Source organism: Streptococcus oralis, from assembly GCF_003942875.1.
GTDB lineage: Bacteria > Bacillota > Bacilli > Lactobacillales > Streptococcaceae > Streptococcus > Streptococcus oralis_BX.
In genome coordinates this window covers 50,228-71,755 of sequence record NZ_RMVK01000002.1, presented here as the reverse complement: position 1 = coordinate 71,755, position 21,528 = coordinate 50,228, and the positions used below count along the sequence as shown (strand labels likewise).

Genomic DNA, 21,528 nt, shown 5'->3' with positions numbered 1-21,528 from the left:
GGTTTCTCCTCTATTTCTTTTGTAGTTCCCAGTACTGAATCGCCATAATGGTCTTGGCATCACAGATATGACCTGACTGGATCAGGTTCTTGGCTTCCTCTAGACTTACCTCTAGGACTTCCAAGGTTTCATCATCATCTTGTGGGCGAGGATTTTCCACCTTGACCAAATCACTAGCGAGGTAGAGTTTTAGTTTTTCATTACAAAATCCGATCGCAGAATAGAAATCGTACAACAGTTCTAACTTACCAGTGTATGCAACTTCTTCTTCCAATTCACGAAGGGCCGCCGCCATTGGATCAGCATTTTCACCAAGTTCAAGTTTACCAGCAGGAATCTCATAAGAAACCGCCTCAATAGCCTTTCGGTATTGCTTAACGAGAACGATTTTGTCCTCGGCTGTCACAGCTAATACACAAACAGCTCCATTGTGAAAAATCAAGTCACGTTGGGCAGTCCCCTTTCCTTCTGGTAGTTCCACCTGGTCTTGTACTAGTTTGAAAATAGGACCTTGATAGATTTCCTTCCGACTAATCGTTTTTTCTTCAAATTCCATGACAAACTCCTACTGGTTCTTGGGATGATGAGGGAGGCGAGTCGCATATTCATCTTTGTTGACCTGACGTCCACGGCCGATAGCAATGGCATCAGCAGGAACATTCTTGGTAATGGTTGAACCCGCTCCAACCAGAGAATTATCCCCAAGTTCTACAGGAGCAATAATAGTTGAGTTTGAACCAACAAAGACATTATTGCCAATGACTGTCTTGTATTTATTTTTACCATCGTAGTTGACTGTAATAGTTCCTGCACCGAAATTAACGTTGCTACCCACTTCACAGTTTCCAATATAAGTCAAATGACCCGCCTTGGTATTTTCACCGATTGAAGATCCTTTTACTTCAACAAAATTTCCAATGTGAACTTGAGCAGCCAGACTTGAACTTGGACGAATATGTGCATAAGGGCCAACAGTCACGCCGTCTGCAACTGTACTTTCCTCAATCATAGAGTTGGTAATCACAGCTCCAGCTCCGATAGTGCTATCCACTACATAAGTACCGTTTGTCAAAACAGTCTCCGCACCAATCTTCGTTTGACCTTTTAAGGTAACGTTGGCTTCGATTTGGACTTCGGGAGCAATCTCAACATCAATATCAATGTAAGTTGCTTCCGGATTAACAAAGCTAACACCATTAACCATGTGCTTTTGATTGATACGGCGACGCATCACTGATTCCGCAGTCGCAAGAGCTACACGGTCATTTACGCCAAGACTTTCATCAAAATCCTTGAGAGTATAGGCACCAACCTTCTCACCCGCATTACGGAAAATACCAATCACGTCAGTAATATAATACTCACCTTGGGCATTGTTGGTGTTGATGTTTTTAAGAGCCTCAAAAAGACGCTCATTGTCAAATACATAAGTTCCTGTATTGATTTCCTTAATTTGCTTTTCAAAGTCTGTGGCATCTTTCTGCTCCACAATACGAAGAACTTCTGCATTATCGTTACGGACGATACGACCGTATCCGAAAGGATTTGCCGCTTCAGCTGTTAAAATCGTCGCCACATTTTTGTGATTGATATGGAAATCCAAGAGGTTTTTCAAGCTTTCACCTGTAATCAGAGGAGTATCCCCAGCAATAACCAAGGTGTGGCCTGTACGATTTTGGAGAATAGGCTCTGCCATCATGACAGCATGCCCAGTTCCTAGTTGTTCTGATTGGGTAACAAAGTCTGTCTGACCGGCTAATACTTGCTCAACTAGCTCTGCCTTGTGACCAACTACAGTGACTGTTTTTTCAGGTTGAATAGCACCAACACTACGAAAAACATGTTCCAACATCGAAATTCCAGCTACTTTATGAAGTACCTTTGGAAGATCTGATTTCATGCGAGTACCTTTACCCGCTGCTAAAATAATGGCATAATTTGACATAATCTTCTCTTTTCTCTAGAAATTCCCTTATATTATACCATAATTTAGTTTCTTAGGAGTAAACAAACAGAGAAATAGGGAAAAGACGCCCATATATTCACTTTTTCCGATGTTTTCTTTGATTTTTTTATCTATTTACGTTAAACTATTTAAATATGAGAAAAAAGATTCATCCAGCTATTATTTTTACTTTATTTACTATATTTATAGCTATTTTGATCCTCAATAGACCAACTTATGAAGACCATCCTATCAAGTCAAAACCCAATGCAGTCCAGGTTGAAAATCAGGCCTTGCATAATCTTGACAAACCTATTATTGACGTCTCTGGCTGGCAAATACCTGAGGAAATCAACTACGATACCTTATCTCAAAATATTTCTGGTGTTATTGTTCGTGTCCACAATGGGGGTCAGCATACTGAAACAAATAATGCCGCCTATGCCAATGGTGTCGATAAAGCCTATATAAATCATATTTCAGAATTTCAAAAACGGAATGTTCCAGTTGCTGTTTATGCCTATCTAGCAGGTACTAGTAAGAAAGAAATGGAAAAAGCTGCTGAGGTTTTCTACAATGCTGCTTCTCCATACAACCCTAGTTACTATTGGCTCGATGTTGAAGAAAAAACAATGTCCGATATGAATGAAGGTGTTGAAGCTTTTAGGGCTAAACTAGAAGCCCTTGGCGCCAAAAATATCGGAATTTACATCGGTGTTTATTTTATGCAAGAGCATAGTATCAATACAGATAAGTTCTCTGCTGTCTGGATTCCATCTTATGGAACGAATTCAGGCTACTTTGAAACCACGCCTAATACAGATTTAGACTATGACCTCCATCAGTATACTTCAAAAGGAAGAATTGCTGGATTTGAGCATCATTTAGATATTAATCTCATTTCTACCTTGAAGGAAAAAGAAGAAACCTTCAGAAAACTATTTTTAAGACCATAAAACAAGTGAAAATTGCTCTCTTTTTCACTTGTTTTTTCATTTTCTTCTCGTCTGTGTTATAATTGATAGGATAGAGAAAGAATTTTATGAAATTGAGGATTTTATGATGTTTTCATGGATTGCAAGAGTTATTAAAGGAATAGTCATCGCCTTAGGATTTATCCTACCTGGAATTTCTGGTGGTGTTCTGGCAGCTATTTTGGGAATTTACGAGCGAATGATTTCTTTTCTGGCTCATCCCTTTAAAGATTTTAAAGCGAATGTCCTATACTTTATTCCAGTAGCAATTGGGATGTTGCTAGGCATTGGTTTGTTTTCTTATCCAATCGAGTATCTGCTAGCAAATTACCAAGTCTATGTTTTATGGAGTTTTGCTGGAGCTATCATCGGTACAGTGCCTAGCCTCCTTAAAGAATCTACTCGGGAATCTGATCGGGATAAGATTGACCTAGTCTGGTTCTGGACCACCTTTATCCTTTCAGGTGTCGGGCTCTACGCGCTAAATTTTGTTGTTGGTTCTCTCAGTGCTGGTTTCGCTAGTTTCATCTTAGCGGGTGCTCTTTTAGCTCTAGGTGTCTTGGTGCCTGGTTTAAGTCCGTCAAACCTACTCTTGATTTTAGGGCTGTACGCTCCAATGCTAACTGGCTTTAAGACCTTTGATTTATTCGGAACCTTCCTTCCTATTGGGATTGGTGCAGGAGCAACACTCATCATTTTTTCAAAATTAATGGACCACGCCTTGAACAACTACCACTCCCGTGTTTATCACTTTATTATTGGGATTGTGCTGTCAAGCACCCTCTTGATTTTGATTCCAAATGCTGGAAGTGCTGAAAGTATCCAATACACTGGACTTTCTATCGTGAGTTATGTTCTCGTCGCCTTCTTCTTTGCGCTTGGCATTTGGCTTGGTATCTGGATGAGTCAATTGGAGGATAAATATAAATAATGGCAAAGAAAGTTAAGATTAAAAAAACCTTGGTCGAACAAATCTTGACCAAGGCGGGTATTGACCATACTGGTATTCAAATCAACGCGCTTGAGGGAGAACTTCCTTCAGAATATGATCGAACTCATATCTTTAAAACCTTGGCTCTATTAGGGGACAAAACGGGGCCAATCATCGGAATCGTTCCCATAACAGAACACCTCGCTGAGAAAAAACTAGCAAAGGTTTCTGGTAATAAAAAAGTCAGCATGATTCCTCAAAAAGACCTAGAAAAAACGACAGGCTATATTCATGGGGCTAATAACCCCGTCGGCATTCGCCAAAAACACAATTATCCTATTTTTATTGATCAGACTGCTTTGGATTTGGAAAAAATGATCGTCTCTGCTGGAGAAGTCGGGCATAGTATTATCATCCGACCTCAAGACTTAGCCAGTTTTGTAAAAGCGGACTTTGCTGATATCTTGGAGGAAAGTAAGTAATGAAACTCTATTTTGTCCGTCATGGTCGCACCCTCTGGAATCTTGAAGGACGTTTTCAAGGTGCTAGTGGTGACTCTCCCCTTCTTCCAGAGTCCATTGACACACTAAAACAACTGGGGCAGTATCTTAAGGAAATTCCTTTTGATGCGATTTATTCTAGTGATTTACCCAGAGCAGTTAAATCTGCTGAAATTATCCAAAGTCAACTCCAGTCTCCTTGTCCTTTGAAGAGCATTCCTAACCTACGTGAATGGCAACTTGGCAAACTAGAGGGATTAAAAATTGCTACGCTCAATGCCATCTACCCACAACAAATCAAGGCCTTTCGCTCTAATCTGGCTCAGTTTGATACGAGGATGTTTGAAGCCGAATCTCTCTACTCTACGACTCAGCGAACCATTCAGTTTATCAAATCTCTGAAAGAAAGTCCGGCTGAAAGAATTCTGATTGTCGGGCATGGGGCCAATCTCACTGCTAGCCTTCGTACACTTTTAGGCTATAAAGAGGCTCACCTCCGCAAAGAAGGAGGCTTGGCCAATGCTAGTCTGACAGTTTTAGAGACCGATGATTTTGAAACCTTCACTCTAGAAAGATGGAATGACACTTCCTATCAAGAAAAATAATGGAACTTGATCTTAATAGTCAAGTTCTTTTTAGTTTTCAAAGAATATCCGTGAATTTCTCTGCTATTTATGATAAAATGGGAGTATCGCAAAAAATGACTCATCGTATCAAATTTTGAGTAAAATTAGGAGGAACCCATGTCTACAGAACATATGGAAGAACTAAATGACCAGCAGATCGTTCGCCGTGAAAAAATGGCTGCGCTCCGTGAACAAGGAATCGATCCCTTCGGAAAACGTTTTGAACGTACTGCTAACTCACAAGAGCTAAAAGACAAATTTGCAGAACTTGAAAAAGAACAATTACATGAATTAAATGAAACTGCTACTATCGCTGGACGCTTAGTAACTAAACGTGGCAAAGGGAAAGTTGGCTTTGCCCATCTCCAAGACCGTGAAGGTCAAATCCAAATCTACGTTCGTAAAGATGAAGTCGGTGAAGAAAACTACGAAATATTCAAAAAAGCAGACCTGGGTGACTTCCTTGGTGTCGAAGGTGAAGTCATGCGTACCGATATGGGAGAACTATCTATTAAGGCTACACACATCACTCACTTGTCTAAAGCACTTCGCCCGCTTCCAGAGAAATTCCACGGTTTGACAGACGTTGAAACAATTTACCGTAAACGTTACCTTGACTTGATTTCTAACCGTGAAAGCTTTGAACGCTTTGTTACTCGTTCAAAGATTATCTCTGAAATCCGTCGTTATCTTGATCAAAAAGGTTTCCTTGAAGTAGAAACACCTGTTCTTCATAATGAAGCCGGTGGTGCTGCTGCCCGTCCATTTATCACTCACCACAATGCCCAAAACATTGACATGGTGCTCCGTATCGCGACGGAGCTTCACTTGAAACGTCTTATCGTTGGTGGTATGGAACGTGTTTATGAGATTGGCCGTATCTTCCGTAATGAAGGAATGGATGCTACTCATAACCCTGAGTTTACTTCTATCGAGGTTTACCAAGCTTATGCGGACTTCCAAGATATCATGGACTTGACGGAAGGTATTATCCAACACGCTGCTAAGGCAGTTAAGGGTGATGGTCCAGTAAACTATCAAGGGACTGAAATCAAAATCAACGAACCATTCAAACGCGTTCACATGGTGGATGCTATCAAAGAAATTACTGGTGTAGATTTCTGGCAAGACATGACTTTCGAGGAAGCTAAAGCGATCGCTGCTGAGAAGAAAGTTCCAGTTGAGAAACACTACACTGAAGTTGGTCACATCATCAATGCCTTCTTTGAAGAATTTGTCGAAGAAACCTTGATCCAACCAACCTTTGTCTACGGACATCCAGTAGCTGTCTCTCCACTCGCTAAGAAAAATCCTGAAGATGAGCGCTTTACTGACCGTTTTGAGCTCTTCATCATGACTAAGGAGTACGGTAATGCCTTTACTGAGTTGAACGACCCAATCGACCAGCTTAGCCGTTTTGAAGCCCAGGCGAAAGCTAAAGAACTTGGTGACGACGAAGCAACTGGCATTGACTACGATTACATCGAGGCCCTTGAATACGGTATGCCACCAACAGGTGGTTTGGGTATCGGTATCGACCGTCTCTGCATGCTCCTCACTGATACAACCACTATCCGTGATGTATTGCTCTTCCCAACAATGAAATAATACTCTTCGAAAATCTCTTCAAACCACGTCAGCGTTACCTTGCCGTAGATATATGTTCCTGACTTTGTCAGTCTTATCTACAACCTCAAAACAGTGTTTTGAGCAACTTGCGGCTAGCTTCCTAGTTTGCTCTTTGATTTTCATTGAGTATAAGCTCTTATCCTCTGGTACTTGCCAGAGGATTTTTCGATGCAAAAAGAGACTGAGGAAAACTCAATCTCTTTTCTTATTCTTGATTTTTTACTTGACTGGTGGCTACATCTTCCCCAAACCATTTCTGGCTGATTTCCTGGAATTTTCCTTCTTGGTATAGTGAGATAAAGGCTTGATTCAGAGCATCTAGCAAAGTTTTATCAGCAGGTCTAACACCCACTGCAAAAGCTTCACTTTCAAATCCAGCTGAAAAAACATTGTAGTCACTTAATATCCCTTCAGACTGGAGATAATAATTGGCATATACTCGGTCAATCAACAGGGCATCAATCCGATCATTTTTTAAATCAATCAAGGCTTCATTGAAACTTTGGTATTGATTGGCTTTCTGGTCTTTCACTCGACTCTTGAGTAGTTCTGGTTGTCGTTCAAAATTCAAATAGCCAGAAGATCCTGCCTGGGCCCCTAGAACTTTGTCAGTCATATCCTGAATTGAGTGGATATTTTGAGACTTTTTAGAGACCAAAACTTGTTGATTTTCCATGTAAGGAATGGTAAAAGCAACCTTCTCTTTCCGTTCATCTGTAGCTGTATATCCGTTCCAAATGGCATCAATGGTACCGTTTTGTAGTTCGGTTTCTTTCATATCCCAGTCGATGGGTTGAAATTTAATCTGAATTCCTAGCTTTTCAGAGACAGCTTGGGCTAGGTCAATATCAAAGCCCGCATATTGGCCGTTCTTTTCCTCAAATCCCATGGGAACAAAGGTATTATCAAAGCCAATAGTAATGCTTCCCTGCTTTTGATATTTGGCCCAATTATCCTGATTTGGATCACTTGCCTTCTGCGTACAAGCCGTCAGGAAGAAGCTAAAGAACAGAGCAAGTACAAGGGCAATTTTCTTTCTCTTCATAGGCACCTCCTACTCCTACTTTGGATCAACCTTAAGGATCTGATCAGCAATGTTTTCCGCAAACTGAAGATCGTGGGTTACAACAATCTGAGTCATCCCACGCTCTTTATTTTGAAGGATAAGTTTTTCTACTTCTAATCGCAATTCTGGGTCTAAGGCTGATGTAGGCTCATCATATCCAATAATTTCTGGGTTAATCATCATAGCACGTGCTAAGGCCACCCGTTGTTTTTGCCCACCTGAAAGTGAGAATGGAAAGGCATCTGCATGTCCAGCTAACCCAAGTTGTTCTAACAAACCACGCGCCTTCTTCTCAGCAACTTCCTTCTCCATGCTCATTGTTTTTATAGGCGACAGAGTTAAGTTATCTAGAACTGACAAATGTGGAAAGAGTTGAAAATCTTGGAAAACAAATCCCAGAAGATTGCGCTTTTCTAGTTCGTCTATAGCTAGCGATTCGCCGTTATAGTAGATTTCTCCAGAATCGATGGTTTCTAATCCAGCTAGCATACGTAATAGGGTTGTCTTTCCGCCTCCTGATGGACCTACGATTGCAAGGATTTGCTTTTCAGGAATTGATAGGCTGAAATTGGTTAAGATTTGTTTGCCACCAAAGGCCTTGTTAATGTTTCGTAATTCTAACATAGCAATCCTCCTATCTGTAATAACTGTACTTCTTCTCAAGTTTTTTCGCTACAATGGTTACAAGACCAATCATAATCAAATAAATCGCTCCAGCTAAAAACATAGGAACAAGACTGGCATCTCGATTGGCTGCTGTCCGACTAGCCAAAATCAAATCTGAAATCCCAAGGGCATAAACCAAAGAAGTATCCTTGACCAAACTCATGATTTCATTAAAGACGCTCGGTAAGACAATCTTTGTAACTTGAGGAAGAATGATATAGCGCACTGTGTCAAAAGGACTAAACTTCAAGACCTTAGCAGCCTCATATTGACCTTTAGGAATGGTTTCAATCCCACCACGAAAGATTTCAGCAAAGTAGGCTGCATAGTTCAATACAAAAGCGATCACAGCAGCAGGCAAACGATCTAAACGTATCCCAATGCTAGGAAGAACATAGTAAATAAAGATTAATTGCAAGAGCAAGGGAGTCCCTCGCATCACCCAAATATAAAGGTCAATCAGATAATGGAGGGGTTTCCAGCGGACTTGTAAAGCAAAGGCAACGACAATACCTAAAGGAATTGAAAAAATTAAAACCAGAGCAAAGACTTGAAGCGTCATACTTGCACCGTTCAATAAACTTGGTAATATCTCAAACATATAAGACATACTGCACCTCCTAAAAATTATTGTTCCTATTATAGCATAAATAAACAATTTAGCAAGAGTTTTTGTAAAAAAATTCTATATTTCTTGAACTATACACCTTTATCTAAGAAATAAGAGCGAAATATTATCTTACAGAATTCGAAGAATTATAAGGATTTTAGACTCGAATATAGGTTTAACTTCTAATTCTGAGAGAACAATGATCAAAATTTTTTATCAAATATCTATAAAGATTTCATTGATACAGAACGCTATTTGCTCTCATTCACTTCATACCTCTAGAGATATAAAAAAAGAACCACTTTATAAGAATAGTATCATTTCTACTATCCATACAAGTGGTTCTTTGATGATGCCATAGCAAGGGCATCAAAATTTTTCAACTAGATTATTTAACTTTTTTGAAACGGAATAAGAGAATGGAACCAAATGCAAGTACTACTCCTACAACAGTAAGCAAGATAGTCATTTCAGATGTACCAGTATTTGGTAGTTCTTTATTTTCTTCTGGTTGTTTAGGTTTGTTATCAGAAGAACCTGGAGTCTCAGTAGCATAAGTATTTGTGATGGTTGGATTATTACCTGTAACTGTTGCTACAAGTTGACCTTGACCATTGTCTACAACTTTTACTGTTACTGTATAAGCATTTTTATCATAAGTTACACCAGCTTCACCACCATCTTTTTCAGTGATAGTATACGTGTGAGTTCCTGCAGCAGTGTATTCAATCGCTGGGAAAGCAACTGTTCCGTCTGCAGCATTCTTAGCTGTAGCTACAAGTTTGTCGCCTTCTTTCAATTCAAATTCATATTTATCTGCCTCAAGAGTTTTACCATTTAGGACTTTTTTAGCAGTAATTGAAGTTGTTGCAGATTTAGCAGAATACGAATTTACAAAAACTTTATTGTCATATTTAACACTTGCAAACTTCTCACCATAAACATCTGTTACAGTAACTTCTGCGTTAATAGTCTTATCATCGTAAGCAAAACCTGGTTTTTGATCATTAACTTCTTTGATTTGATACTTATAAGTACCCACTGTAGAGAATTTAACGGCTTTAAATTTCACTTTGCCATCTTTATCATTCTTAACAGTTTCAACAACTGATCCGTTTGGATCAAGTAGTTGGAAGCTAAATTCTTCAGCAGCTAAGTCTTTTCCTTTTAACTGCTTAGAAACCTCAAATGAAACTTCTGTAGAACGTGAACCTGAACTAATACCTTCAGTTGTAGTTAATGGTGCAAAACCTTCTACATCAAAGTTTTCAGTCGAAGTCGTAATTTTAACGTTATTGAAAGCTTTCTTTGTTGTATTATCAACTGGTGCGGTGATACGAGTCTTATAGACTACATACAAACCTTGATTAGTTAGATCACCATTACCATTTGGAGTAATAGTGAAGCGATTAGAATCTTGAACAACAATGTGACTTGGATTCAAAAGAGGATGATGCTCATCCTTACCCCATTCAGTAAAGTAGTAACCTGTAATCTCACTAGCTAATACTTGCCCTTCAGGGATTGTATCTTGAATCGAAACACCTTCATAAGGATTAGCATATTTGTTTACGCGAATATACCAATTAATATAATTTGGATCGTTCGTATCTTGAACTCCCCATTTAGTAAATCCTGTTGGATCCTCATCTGGAACAATACGAGTCAAATTGTATACTCCTGCTCCAGGAATGTCGATTGGATACGATTTATTGAGTTCAACATTATCAGCCCATACAACAGTAAATAAGGCCGAAATTTGTTTCTCTTCAGGTAAGTTAGCAAAATAATCTTCGTTACTTACCGTCACAGTCGCTGTATTTGCAGACTTATTTGTCGTTAATTCAGCAACCTTAGTGACTCCATCGTTACCAAAGATTTCAGTAGTTGAATCTGATTCAATTTTGAATTCATTTGGAACTTTATAAACCATAAAGTCACCATTCTTCAACGTTGTTGAGTTGTCGAATTTGTAAGTGGTTTGAAGGTAAAATTTCCCTTCACCATACTCTGCACCATCAACTAACTTATTATTGTTAATTGTCGGTACTGTCGTTAGCGTATAGCTACTAGATGGTAGTTCAGCAGCTTTAACCACATTGCTAGTTCTTAGTACTGGGATAAATACTGAAGCTACTAACAATAGCGCCATGAATGCATGAGAAAGTTTTTTATTAATCTTTTTCACAACATTTGCCTCCTTTATTTTTGGGGATAGATTCCCCTATTTATTATTATATATTCTTATATAAATTTGTCAAGTATTTCATAGTAGTTCGATGTTCAAATCATACCTTTAAACTCTTATTTTATAGGGTGTAGCAGGCTTTCATCGTTCAAAACTTCATCTAAATTGGCTATAAGAAATTCTAACATTTATATTATATTAGTAAAAAAGAAAAGACCTCTGAGGTCTTTCAAATCATTCATTTAAAGTCATTCGTTTCTGTTAATAAAATTTTACAAAAAATAGAAATCCTTAAAGTGTTTCTAAGAGTTCTTGCATCTGAACATCATCTGGAACGAGTTTTAAATAAGCTTCAGCTTGCACTTTGGCTTCTTCAAAATACCCCAATTCACGCAAAAGATAAGTATATTGCTCTAAAAATTCTGGATTGTCCTTGAGGTCAGATGACAATTCTTGATAGAGCTCATAGGCCTTATCTAAATCCTCAATTTCCTGGTAAGAACGGGCAATCATCCACTTGGTCAGGAGGTTTTCAGGTTCTTGACTTTGGAGAGCGATGATATCTTCGTACCGCTCTTGTTCCATATAAATGGTTGCAAGGCGAAGGAAAATTTCTTCTGTATCCTCTGCATCTTCTTTGGCAGTAAGGAGAAAGTCCTCCGCTGCCTTAGCATCATGCAATTCATACGAAAACTGTGAAGCAGCAAGCAAGAGCCGAGTTTCAAATGGATTTTTCTCCAAACCTTGTTTAGCGATACGAAGTGCATCTTCCACCTGATGTTCCTTATGCAAAGCTTGACTATAACCATATTCATATCCTTCAAAGTCAGGTGAAATGGTATCAATCTGCTTAAAGTAAAGAACAGATTTTTGATACTCTTCTTGGTCAAAGTAAAGACTAGCCAGTTCAAAGGCAGTTTGGTCATCGTATTCTAGTTCTAAAGCTTTTTCTAAAAATTCAGTTGCAGCTTCAAACTTGCCTAACTGGGCATAAGCGTAGCCAATTCGTTGATAAGTTGAGATACCCGTTTGCTCATAGATGGAGCGATTGTCTAATTGAGCATAGCCCTGAATGGCTTCCTGATAATTCCCTAACTCGCTATCCAACTCAGCCAAACCAAAAACTAATAAGGCATCGTCTGAGTAGTTTAGGGCTTCCAGTAACTTTTCACGCGCTACATCTGTCAATCCTTCCAACTGATAGAGGTCTGCCTTCAAGGCCAAGGCCGATACGTACCAGTCACTTTCGGGTGTGATTTCCTCAAGGTAAGCAAAGGCTTCCTCAACATTGCCATCCTCACTAGCAATGCTTGCTAAATTCAGATTCACTTCTGGAAATTCTGTAACGATATGTTGGTAAATTTCTTTTGCTTGAGGATAAAAGCCAATTCCCTCTAGATAGCTTGCTAGTTCGTAAAGAACTTCACTTGAATCTGTTTCGAGGGATTTGTGAAAATAATGATCTGCTTTGGTTAAGTCTTGGTCATCCAAAGCCTGGAGCATGCGTTGACTATTGTTCACTCTTGATTTCCTCCCCTTCTTCTTCATACAAACCGCTGACTTTCTTATACCAGTTAAAGATAGCTGAGATAACGACCTTGGCAGAAGCGTAGACAGGAATTCCCAGCAAGACTCCCCAAATACCAAACATAGACCCTGAAGTTAGGAGAACAAAGAGGACATTGATGGGATGGATGTTTAGCTGACTACCTAAAATAAGCGGAGAAACGAAGCGACCTTCAATCGTTTGTTCAACAATAAAGACAATAATCACTTTCAAAAGCATCACAGGTCCTGCTATCAAGCCCAAAACCAAAGCAGGCAACATCGCTAGAAAACTACCTAGATAAGGTACTAGATTAAGGATACCAGCCGTGATCCCCAGGGTTACAGCATATCTGAGACCAATAATCTTAAAGAAGATAATAAACATAATTGCCACGATAATAGCAACTGTAACCTGCCCTCTAACATAGTTTGATAACTGTTTATTAACATCTGACAAAACTTGTCCGACAGGTTCTTTTAACTTGTTTGGGATGAATTTAGTTAGGTAATCCCGCAAGCCTTTCCCATCTCTCAAAAGATAAAAGAGCATGAAGGGTACGATAATAACCGCTACAATGACCTGGGAAACGCTACTGATAAAGGCGCTAACCCAGTTAACAGCTTGAGAAGAGATTTTGCTGGCCCACATAGTCGCCTCACTAGAAACATTGGAAAGAACCTGCTCCAACTGTGGTCTAAAATCATCTGGCAAGCGTTTGGTTACAAGGTCATTGATCACCTTATCAGCATCTTCCAGGTATGTCGGCACATTCTTCGCAAAATTTAAGACTTGACGTTGCAGATTAGGAATTGCGACTGCCAGCCCCCAAATGATAAAGAGTCCGATAATGACAAAAACAATACTAATGGCAAGAACACGATTGATCTTGTGCTTCTCCATCCAGTCCACAATCGGATTGAGGAGGTAATAAAGTAAACCAGATAAAATAACTGGCAACATGACAACCCCTAAAAAGTCCAATACCGGTAAAAAGATAAAACTAATCTTACTTAGAATGAAAATGTTCAGCCCCAGTAACAAGGTTACTAAAAATACAGTGATGGCTTTATTATCTAAAAACCACTTAAAAAACCAAGATAGGCTAAAATGTTTCTCTTTATGTTCCATAAATACATCCTTTCTGTCATTCTCTCATTATACCATTTTTAGACTAAAATAACTCTTTTTTAAAGTGCTTACATGGATGAATCTAGTGCTTCATGACTGCCATTTTGTGGTATAATGAACTTATCATTATTAAGAGGTATGGACATGAAAGAAACTGTTTATTTTGGAACTTACACTCGTCGCTTATCTAAAGGGATTTACAAGGCAGATTTTGATACAGAAACAGGCCAGCTTGAAAATCTTGAACTCTTTGCTGCTGAATCAAGTCCAACCTACCTTGCCTTTGACCAACAGCAACACTTATACACTGTAGGGAGCCAGGATGGCTTAGGTGGAATCGCTGCATATAAGACAGATGGCACTTTGCTAAATCATGTGGTTGAAGAAGGCGCTCCTCACTGCTACGTTGCAGTGGATGAAAAGCGTGGTCTCGTTTATGGGGCCAACTATCATAAGGGTCAAGTTCTGATTTATAAACGTCAAACGGATGGTAGCCTCATCCAAACAGATCTAAATCAGCATAGTGGACAAGGTCCTCATGAAAACCAAACTTCCCCACATGTACACTTTACGGATCTAACACCTGATCAGTACCTTGTCACATGTGATTTAGGAACAGATGAGGTAACAACCTATGATGTTAGTCAAGAAGGAAAACTAAATAAACTATACACTTATCACAGCCAAGCTGGAGCAGGTGCACGCCACATCGTTTTCCATCATCATTATAAGATTGCCTATCTCATCTGCGAACTTAATAGCACGATAGAGGTCTTGATTTATGATGGAGTTGGTGAATTTGAACGCATGCAAGTTATTTCAACCTTACCAGATGGATATGAGGGATTTAATGCTACTGCTGCCATTCGTCTTTCAAAAGATGGTAAATACCTCTATGCATCCAACCGAGGTCATGATTCCATTGCAGTCTATACAATCCTCGCTGATGGTAGCTTGGAATTATTAGAGATTGTTCCAAGTCATGGTAAAAATCCACGTGATTTCGACCTAACTCCTGATCAAGAGTTTCTCATTGCTGTTCATCAAGATTCTGATAACGCAACCGTCTTTAAGCGCAATCCTAAAAGTGGTCGTCTTGCAGAGCTTTCTAACGACTTCCATGTCCCTGAAGCAGTCTGCATCAACTTCTTACATTAAAAAAAATGAACTTGAGTTTCAAGTTCATTTTTTTTATAGTCTATTTCCGACATTGATACGGTTGATAGCACGTTGCAATGCGATTTTTGCGCGACGTTCTTGGTCAATCAAATGCTTATCATGGGCTTCTTCGATTTCTCGTTCAGCGCGAAGTTTCGCACGTTCTGCACGACTGATATCGATATCACGAGCACGCTCTGCTGAGTCTGCTACAATGGTAATGATATCATTAGCAATCTCGATAATTCCTCCGTTCACTGCAATCCAGTTCACATGAGTATCATCATCGATACGTTTTACCTTTACTTCATCAACCGCTAAAACCGCAATCATATTTTCATGTCGTGGCAAGATCCCCATCTCACCATCCAGAGTTCGTACCGATACAAAGCTGGCATGGTGATCATAGACGAGGCCATCTGGTGTCACGATCTGGACAGTTAAATGAGCCATAGATCACCTCTTAAAATCCCATTTTTTCTGCCTTAGCAATGACGTCTTCGATTGAACCGACACCACGGAAGGCATCTTCTGGTAGCTGGTCATGTTTTCCTTCAAGGATTTCCTTAAAGCCACGAACTGTTTCCGCTACTGGCACATAAGAACCAGGTTGACCAGTAAATTGTTCGGCAACGTTAAAGTTTTGAGACAAGAAGAACTGGATACGACGGGCACGTGCAACCAAGGTCTTTTCTTCATCAGAAAGTTCATCCATACCAAGGATAGCAATGATATCTTGCAATTCATGGTAACGTTGAAGGACACGTTTAACCTCAGCAGCAACTGCGTAGTGCTCCTCACCAACAATCTCAGGTGCCAAGGCACGAGAACTTGAAGCTAGAGGGTCAACGGCTGGGTAAATACCCAACTGTACCAACTTACGTTCCAAGTTTGTAGTTGAATCCAAGTGAGCAAAAGCTGTTGCTGGCGCAGGGTCAGTATAGTCATCCGCTGGCACATAGATAGCCTGGATAGAGGTTACAGAACCCTTCTTAGTTGATGTGATACGCTCTTGCAATTGACCCATTTCAGTAGCAAGTGTTGGCTGGTAACCAACGGCTGAAGGCATACGACCCAAAAGGGCAGATACTTCTGAACCAGCTTGAGTGAAACGGAAGATATTGTCGATAAAGAGAAGCACATCTTGGCCTTCTACATCACGGAAGTATTCAGCAATTGTCAAACCAGTAAGGGCAACACGCATACGTGCTCCAGGTGGTTCATTCATCTGACCAAATACCATGGCTGTTTTCTCGATAACGCCTGATTCTTTCATTTCCCAGTAAAGGTCGTTCCCCTCACGAGTACGTTCCCCAACACCGGTAAATACTGAAATACCACCGTGTTCTTGGGCAATGTTGTGAATCAATTCTTGGATTAAGACGGTTTTACCAACTCCGGCACCACCAAAGAGTCCAACTTTCCCACCTTTAAGGTAAGGGGCAAGAAGGTCGATAACCTTAATCCCTGTTTCCAAGATTTCAGATGAGGTAGACAATTCATCAAAAGTTGGAGCTTTCTTATGAATTGGCTGACGCTCAGCGTCTTCAGCGAAAGGAGCATCCAAGTCAATCGTATCCCCCAAAACGTTGAAGACACGTCCCAAAGTTTCTTTACCCACTGGCACAGAGATTGGACGGCCTGTGTCCAAAACTTCCATTCCACGAGTCAAACCATCTGTTGATTCCATGGCGATCGTACGGACCATACCATCACCCAACTCCAAGGCTACTTCAAGGACGATTTTTGTTTTTCTTTCGTCATTTTTGTAGACGACAAGTGCATTATTAATCTCAGGAAGTGTTTCCCCTGCTGCAAACAAGACGTCTACAACAGGTCCGATAACCTGAGCAATTTTACCTGAACTCATCTCCTTCTCCTATTCTATATAAGATACTGTCGGTTCCTAGCTCAACTAGGTCCTAATACTCTTCGAAAATCAAATTCAAAGCCCGTCAGCATCGCCTTACCGTACTCAAGTACAGCCTGTGGCTAGCTTCCTAGTTTGCTCTTTGATTTTCATTGAGTATAAGTTCATTTTCATACGAGCTGGACTAGAGCCTATTCTAAGGCACTAGCTCCTGCTACGATTTCTGTAATTTCTTGTGTAATCGCCGCCTGTCTAGCACGGTTATACTGGATTGTCAAATCATTGATGACCTTTTTGGCATTATCGGTCGCCGTTTGCATGGCTGTCATACCTGCAGCATTCTCAGCTGTCTTGGCATCGATAATAGCCCCGTAAATCATACTTTCGGCATACTGTGGCAACAACTGCTCTAGAATCTCATCACGGCTCGTTTCCAACTCAAAGGTCAAGCTATACTCTTCATCCGCTTCATTTGGATCCAAGTCAACAATCGGAAGCATTTGTTCCACACGCATTTGACTTGTGAGAGTATTGACATGATGGTTGTAGCAGACATACAATTCATCAAAAAGTTCGTTTTGGTACATCTCAATCGTTTTTGAAATAATTTTACGAACTTCATCAAAACTAGGTTGATCTGCCAAGCCACGTAGTTCATAGATTGGCTGAATACCACGAGCCTTAAAGAAATCAGCTCCCATACCACCGATACAGATTATCTCAAAATCTTTACCATCTGGATGGTATTCTTCTTTCAACTCCATAACGGCTTTAAGGATGGAAGCATTATAACCTCCAACCAAGCCACGGTCTGAAGTGATAACGATATAGCCTGTTTTCTTAACTGGGCGACTGATGAGCATCGGATTGGTTGAACCACCAGATCCGTTACCATGCAGAATATCCGTCAAAAGCTTACGAACCTTCTGAGCGTAGACTTGGAAGTTGCGCGCTGCTTCTTCAGAGCGACCTAACTTGGCAGCCGATACCATTTGCATGGCATTAGTGATTTGACTCGTATTTTTGGTTGAGGCGATTTTTGTTTTAATATCATTTAGAGATACTGCCATCTGACACCTCTATTCTTATTGGAAGCTGGATTGATTGAGAAACTCTGTAATCGCAGCATCCAAGACCGCTTCTTCTGGCAAGTCTTTTGTATCACGAATGGTTTCCAAAATCTCTGGATAATGAGCATCAAAGAAAGTATGGAACTCTTCCTCAAAACGAACAATGTCATCTACAGGAATCGTATCCAAGAAACCATGTGTCAAAGCATAGAGAATGGTTACTTGTTTCTCAACAGGTAGTGGTTTATGAACAGGTTGTTTCAATACTTCCACAGTACGACGTCCACGGTTTAACTTAGCCTGTGTTGCTGCATCCAAGTCAGAACCAAACTTAGTGAAAGCTTCCAACTCACGGTATGAAGCAAGGTCGATACGGAGTGTACCAGCAACCTTTTTCATGGCTTTGATTTGTGCCGAACCCCCTACACGGGATACAGATGAACCCGCATCAATGGCTGGACGAATACCCGCATTGAAGAGACCATCACCAAGGAAGATTTGTCCGTCAGTGATAGAAATCACGTTGGTTGCTATATAGGCAGAGATATCTCCCGCTTGTGTCTCGATAAATGGTAGGGCTGTGATAGATCCACCACCAAGCTCATCAGAAACTTTAGCTGAGCGCTCAAGCAAACGGCTGTGAAGGTAGAAAACATCCCCTGGGAAGGCTTCACGACCTGGTGGACGACGAAGCAAGAGGGAAAGCTCACGATAAGCGACCGCTTGTTTTGAAAGATCATCATAAACGATCAAAACATGCTTGCCTTGGTACATAAACTCTTCTGCCATAGCTACACCAGCATAAGGAGCTAGGAAGAGCAATGGAGATGGTTGTGAAGCAGAGGCTGTCACAACGATTGTGTAGTCCAAGGCACCGTACTGACGAAGTGTTTCTACTTGTGTACGGACTGTTGATTCTTTTTGTCCAATCGCTACATAGATACAGATCATATCTTGCCCTTTTTGGTTCAAGATTGTATCAATTGCAATGGTTGTTTTCCCTGTCTGACGGTCACCAATAATCAACTCACGTTGACCACGACCAATCGGTACAAGGGCGTCAATAGCTTTCAAACCTGTTTGTAATGGTTCTGATACAGACTTACGTTGCATAACGCCAGGAGCTGGCGCTTCTACTGGACGAGTCTTGTCAGTATGGATATCACCAAGACCATCAACTGGACGACCAAGTGGGTCGACAACACGTCCGATTAGGCTGTCCCCCACAGGTACTTCCATGATTTTACCTGTACGGCGAATGGTATCACCTTCACGAATATCTGTAAAGTCTCCTAGGATGATAATCCCAACGTCTGTAGACTCCAAGTTTTGCGCCATCCCATAAGAGCCGTTTTCAAAGATCAACAGCTCTCCACTCATGGCATTTTCAAGACCGTGAGCACGCGCAATTCCATCCCCGATATAGGTTACAACACCTGTTTCAGACACATCAAAATTGGGTTTGAAATTTTCAATTTGTTGCTTAATTAAAGCGCTGATTTCTTGTGCGTTAATTGCCAAAAGAACACCACTTTCTATTTCAAATTTTCTTTAACAACTCGAAGTTGTTGTTTTATACTCACATCAATTGTCTTGTGATTAGCAAAAATGACAAAACCACCAATGAGCCCTTCATCAATTTGTTCTTTAATACTCCGTACTTTCAGAGACATTTTTTTCTCTATCAATGGGAGCAGACGTTCCTTCTGTTCATCTGTTAAAGGATGAGCTGAGGAGATCGTGACTACAAAATGATTGGTTTCTCTTTCAAGACGATTCAAACAATCAACAATGATATCATAAAAAAGATTTGCTCTGTGATTGTAAATCAGAACCTGAATAAAGTTTTGCATTAAAGGTGAGACAGAGTCTTGAAAGAAACCAACTGTTTTTTCCTTATCAGACTCATCAACTGCCACCTGAGCTAAAAAAGAAGGTAAGCCCGTTTCTTCTGCGACTTGCTTGAATTGATCCAAGTCTGCAAAAATCCGGTCCTCTTCTCCTTTTTCAATCACTAATTGGACAAAAGGCATGCTGTACTTTTCAATGACCTTTGCTGTTTTCTTGTCCATTAGGCTTCTCCTAGCTGATCGATATACTGATCAATGAGTTCCTTATGAGCATGACTGTCAAGGTTTTTTGAGATGATTTTACCAGCAAGACTAATCGTCAAATCTGCCACCTCGCCCTTAACACTTTGCAAAGCTTCTGCTTTATTCTGAGCAATTTCTTGATTCGCCTTCTCTTTTAAGCGACCTGCTTCTACTTTAGCATCTGCCAGAATATCTGCTTTACTCTTTTCTGCAGTCTCTTTAGCATTTTCAATGATTGTTTTGGCCTCGTTGCGACTTCCAGCCAATTCATCTTCACGTTTTTGAGCAAGAGTTTCTGCTTTTTGACGAGCTTGTTCAGCTCCATCAATATCAGCAGCAATTTTATTTGCCCTTTCTTCGAAGACACTTGTCAAGTTTGACCACGCATATTTCTTAACTAAGACAATCAAAAGGATAAAAGAGCCAGCGATTAAAATAAAGTTACCAATTAATTCACCTACTGTTACGTGCATCTGTTACTCCTTTCTACTCTTCTCCATCATTTATCTTATTTCCTAAGTACATAGAAGACAACATGGTAAACACATAAGCTTGGATGCAGGAAATAAAGACAGAAAAGGCTGTCCAAGCCAAGTTAGCACCAAAAGCAACTGGATACCAATATAGAGCTTGATGAGATAGAGTGATTAGCAAACTAGCCATCACTTCTCCAGCAAAGATATTTCCGAACACCCGCAAGGCAAGTGATAAAAAGTTGGTAAACTCTTCTAAGATATTCATGGGAGTCATAAAGCCAGGTGTGATATAGGCTTTTAGATATTTTTTAATCCCACGGCGACGAATCCCTTCAATATGGGTCATCAGGATAATTCCAAATGACAAGGCCAAGTCAAACTGGAGATTTGCAGTTGGCGATGTCCAAAGGTTTGTCCCATCTGTAGTTTGAAGTTTCGCCATCAAACCGAGGTTATTTGCCAGTACCATAAATAGAAATAGACAAAGGAAAAAGAGCGAGTAGTCTTTCATGTAGCTTTTACCAATGTTAGGTTCTGTAAATCCAATAACGAAGTCATAGAAATACTCAAGTACATTTTGCTTTCCTTTGGGTTTCAAAGTCATATTGCGACTTGCCCAATAGATAAAGCCAAAAACAACTCCCACAATCAACAAGGTCATGGCTAACATGGTTAAATCAAAGGTAACAGGACCAATATTGATGGTTGGATTGATACTTTCTTCCATCTAGAATCCTCCCTTTTCTTCTCGTTCCATTTGTCTATTTGATGACGAATGAAAAGACGAGGGTAACCAAGAACGTTCCTTCAATAAAGGCAATCCCCATGATCATTAAGCTACGTAATTGTGGGATGATGTCTGGTTGGCGAGCTGCTGATTTGAACAAACCGTTCATCAACATACCTTCTGCAAGAGATACACCCATACAGGCAAGACAAAGACCGAAAAATGTTAAATTCATGATGAATTCTCCTTTTATTTAAAATTTACTTACTTAGTTTAGTCCTAAAATTTTGATTTGTCAACTTTTTACTTACGTTGAAAGCGT

Annotated in this window: 22 protein-coding genes; 6 read left to right on the top strand and 16 right to left on the bottom strand. The window is 40.1% G+C overall.

Going from position 1 to position 21,528, the window contains the following annotated elements; translation table 11 throughout:
• Positions 1–10: 10 nt before the first annotated feature.
• Both D8844_RS02465 and glmU read right to left on the bottom strand, forming a co-directional pair.
• Positions 11–556: an NUDIX hydrolase gene (locus tag D8844_RS02465; RefSeq protein ID WP_000393797.1), complete on the bottom strand. Its 546-nt coding sequence runs from the start codon at positions 554–556 to the stop codon at positions 11–13.
• A 9-nt stretch (positions 557–565) separates the two neighbouring features.
• Complete coding sequence (glmU, locus tag D8844_RS02460) at positions 566–1,945, bottom strand: bifunctional UDP-N-acetylglucosamine diphosphorylase/glucosamine-1-phosphate N-acetyltransferase GlmU (RefSeq protein WP_125421653.1); 1,380 nt, start codon at positions 1,943–1,945, stop codon at positions 566–568.
• A gap of 155 nt (positions 1,946–2,100) precedes the next feature.
• On the opposite strand from glmU, the gene D8844_RS02455 reads away from it, so the two are divergent.
• The 5 genes from D8844_RS02455 (at position 2,101) to lysS (ending at position 6,584) form a co-directional block, all read left to right on the top strand.
• Complete coding sequence (locus D8844_RS02455; RefSeq protein ID WP_001227570.1) at positions 2,101–2,901, top strand: glycoside hydrolase family 25 protein; 801 nt, start codon at positions 2,101–2,103, stop codon at positions 2,899–2,901.
• A gap of 106 nt (positions 2,902–3,007) precedes the next feature.
• Positions 3,008–3,850 (top strand): DUF368 domain-containing protein, encoded by an 843-nt coding sequence (locus D8844_RS02450; RefSeq protein WP_008289179.1) that lies wholly within the window; start codon positions 3,008–3,010, stop codon positions 3,848–3,850.
• Complete coding sequence (locus D8844_RS02445; protein WP_125421650.1) at positions 3,850–4,332, top strand: aminoacyl-tRNA deacylase; 483 nt, start codon at positions 3,850–3,852, stop codon at positions 4,330–4,332. Before D8844_RS02450 ends, D8844_RS02445 begins: the two co-directional genes overlap by 1 nt.
• Positions 4,332–4,955: a histidine phosphatase family protein gene (locus tag D8844_RS02440; protein ID WP_125421647.1), complete on the top strand. Its 624-nt coding sequence runs from the start codon at positions 4,332–4,334 to the stop codon at positions 4,953–4,955. Before D8844_RS02445 ends, D8844_RS02440 begins: the two co-directional genes overlap by 1 nt.
• 138 nt (positions 4,956–5,093) lie before the next feature.
• Positions 5,094–6,584 (top strand): lysine--tRNA ligase, encoded by a 1,491-nt coding sequence (lysS, locus tag D8844_RS02435; protein ID WP_125421644.1) that lies wholly within the window; start codon positions 5,094–5,096, stop codon positions 6,582–6,584.
• A gap of 226 nt (positions 6,585–6,810) precedes the next feature.
• Here lysS and D8844_RS02430 read toward each other — a convergent pair whose 3' ends face one another.
• From D8844_RS02430 to D8844_RS02405, 6 genes are all read right to left on the bottom strand, one after another.
• Complete coding sequence (locus D8844_RS02430) at positions 6,811–7,650, bottom strand: amino acid ABC transporter substrate-binding protein (RefSeq protein WP_125421641.1); 840 nt, start codon at positions 7,648–7,650, stop codon at positions 6,811–6,813.
• 15 nt (positions 7,651–7,665) lie between these two features.
• Positions 7,666–8,295, bottom strand: a complete 630-nt coding sequence (locus D8844_RS02425) for an amino acid ABC transporter ATP-binding protein (protein WP_000891744.1) — start codon at positions 8,293–8,295, stop codon at positions 7,666–7,668.
• 10 nt (positions 8,296–8,305) lie between these two features.
• Entirely contained in the window at positions 8,306–8,947 is a 642-nt protein-coding gene (locus tag D8844_RS02420; RefSeq protein ID WP_000121156.1) for an amino acid ABC transporter permease, read from the bottom strand.
• Positions 8,948–9,335: 388 nt separating this feature from the next.
• A complete protein-coding gene (locus D8844_RS02415) occupies positions 9,336–11,135 on the bottom strand; it encodes a streptococcal pilin isopeptide linkage domain-containing protein (protein ID WP_125421638.1) in 1,800 nt (599 codons plus the stop codon).
• A gap of 291 nt (positions 11,136–11,426) precedes the next feature.
• Complete coding sequence (locus D8844_RS02410) at positions 11,427–12,656, bottom strand: tetratricopeptide repeat protein (RefSeq protein ID WP_185757658.1); 1,230 nt, start codon at positions 12,654–12,656, stop codon at positions 11,427–11,429.
• Positions 12,646–13,812 carry an AI-2E family transporter gene (locus tag D8844_RS02405; protein ID WP_000400294.1) on the bottom strand — a complete coding sequence of 389 codons (1,167 nt, stop codon included), beginning with the start codon at positions 13,810–13,812 and terminating at the stop codon, positions 12,646–12,648. Before D8844_RS02405 ends, D8844_RS02410 begins: the two co-directional genes overlap by 11 nt.
• 144 nt (positions 13,813–13,956) lie before the next feature.
• Between D8844_RS02405 and D8844_RS02400 the strand changes: the two genes are divergently transcribed.
• Positions 13,957–14,970 (top strand): lactonase family protein, encoded by a 1,014-nt coding sequence (locus tag D8844_RS02400; protein ID WP_125421635.1) that lies wholly within the window; start codon positions 13,957–13,959, stop codon positions 14,968–14,970.
• A 33-nt stretch (positions 14,971–15,003) separates the two neighbouring features.
• Here D8844_RS02400 and D8844_RS02395 read toward each other — a convergent pair whose 3' ends face one another.
• The 8 genes from D8844_RS02395 to D8844_RS02355 form a co-directional block, all read right to left on the bottom strand.
• The gene (locus D8844_RS02395; protein ID WP_000940836.1) at positions 15,004–15,423 is read right to left on the bottom strand and encodes a F0F1 ATP synthase subunit epsilon; all 420 of its coding nucleotides are present in this window, start codon (positions 15,421–15,423) and stop codon (positions 15,004–15,006) included.
• Positions 15,424–15,433: 10 nt separating this feature from the next.
• Complete coding sequence (gene atpD / locus D8844_RS02390) at positions 15,434–16,840, bottom strand: F0F1 ATP synthase subunit beta (RefSeq protein WP_000094372.1); 1,407 nt, start codon at positions 16,838–16,840, stop codon at positions 15,434–15,436.
• A 191-nt stretch (positions 16,841–17,031) separates the two neighbouring features.
• Entirely contained in the window at positions 17,032–17,910 is an 879-nt protein-coding gene (locus tag D8844_RS02380) for a F0F1 ATP synthase subunit gamma (RefSeq protein WP_000301228.1), read from the bottom strand.
• A gap of 15 nt (positions 17,911–17,925) precedes the next feature.
• Entirely contained in the window at positions 17,926–19,431 is a 1,506-nt protein-coding gene (atpA, locus tag D8844_RS02375; protein WP_125421632.1) for a F0F1 ATP synthase subunit alpha, read from the bottom strand.
• A gap of 14 nt (positions 19,432–19,445) precedes the next feature.
• The gene (locus tag D8844_RS02370; RefSeq protein ID WP_125421629.1) at positions 19,446–19,982 is read right to left on the bottom strand and encodes a F0F1 ATP synthase subunit delta; all 537 of its coding nucleotides are present in this window, start codon (positions 19,980–19,982) and stop codon (positions 19,446–19,448) included.
• The gene (gene atpF / locus D8844_RS02365) at positions 19,982–20,476 is read right to left on the bottom strand and encodes a F0F1 ATP synthase subunit B (RefSeq protein WP_000558543.1); all 495 of its coding nucleotides are present in this window, start codon (positions 20,474–20,476) and stop codon (positions 19,982–19,984) included. The genes D8844_RS02370 and atpF overlap by 1 nt, the downstream gene beginning before the upstream one ends.
• A gap of 13 nt (positions 20,477–20,489) precedes the next feature.
• Positions 20,490–21,206 (bottom strand): F0F1 ATP synthase subunit A, encoded by a 717-nt coding sequence (gene atpB, locus D8844_RS02360; RefSeq protein ID WP_000392869.1) that lies wholly within the window; start codon positions 21,204–21,206, stop codon positions 20,490–20,492.
• A 34-nt stretch (positions 21,207–21,240) separates the two neighbouring features.
• Entirely contained in the window at positions 21,241–21,441 is a 201-nt protein-coding gene (locus D8844_RS02355; protein WP_001054556.1) for a F0F1 ATP synthase subunit C, read from the bottom strand.
• Positions 21,442–21,528: the final 87 nt, after the last annotated feature.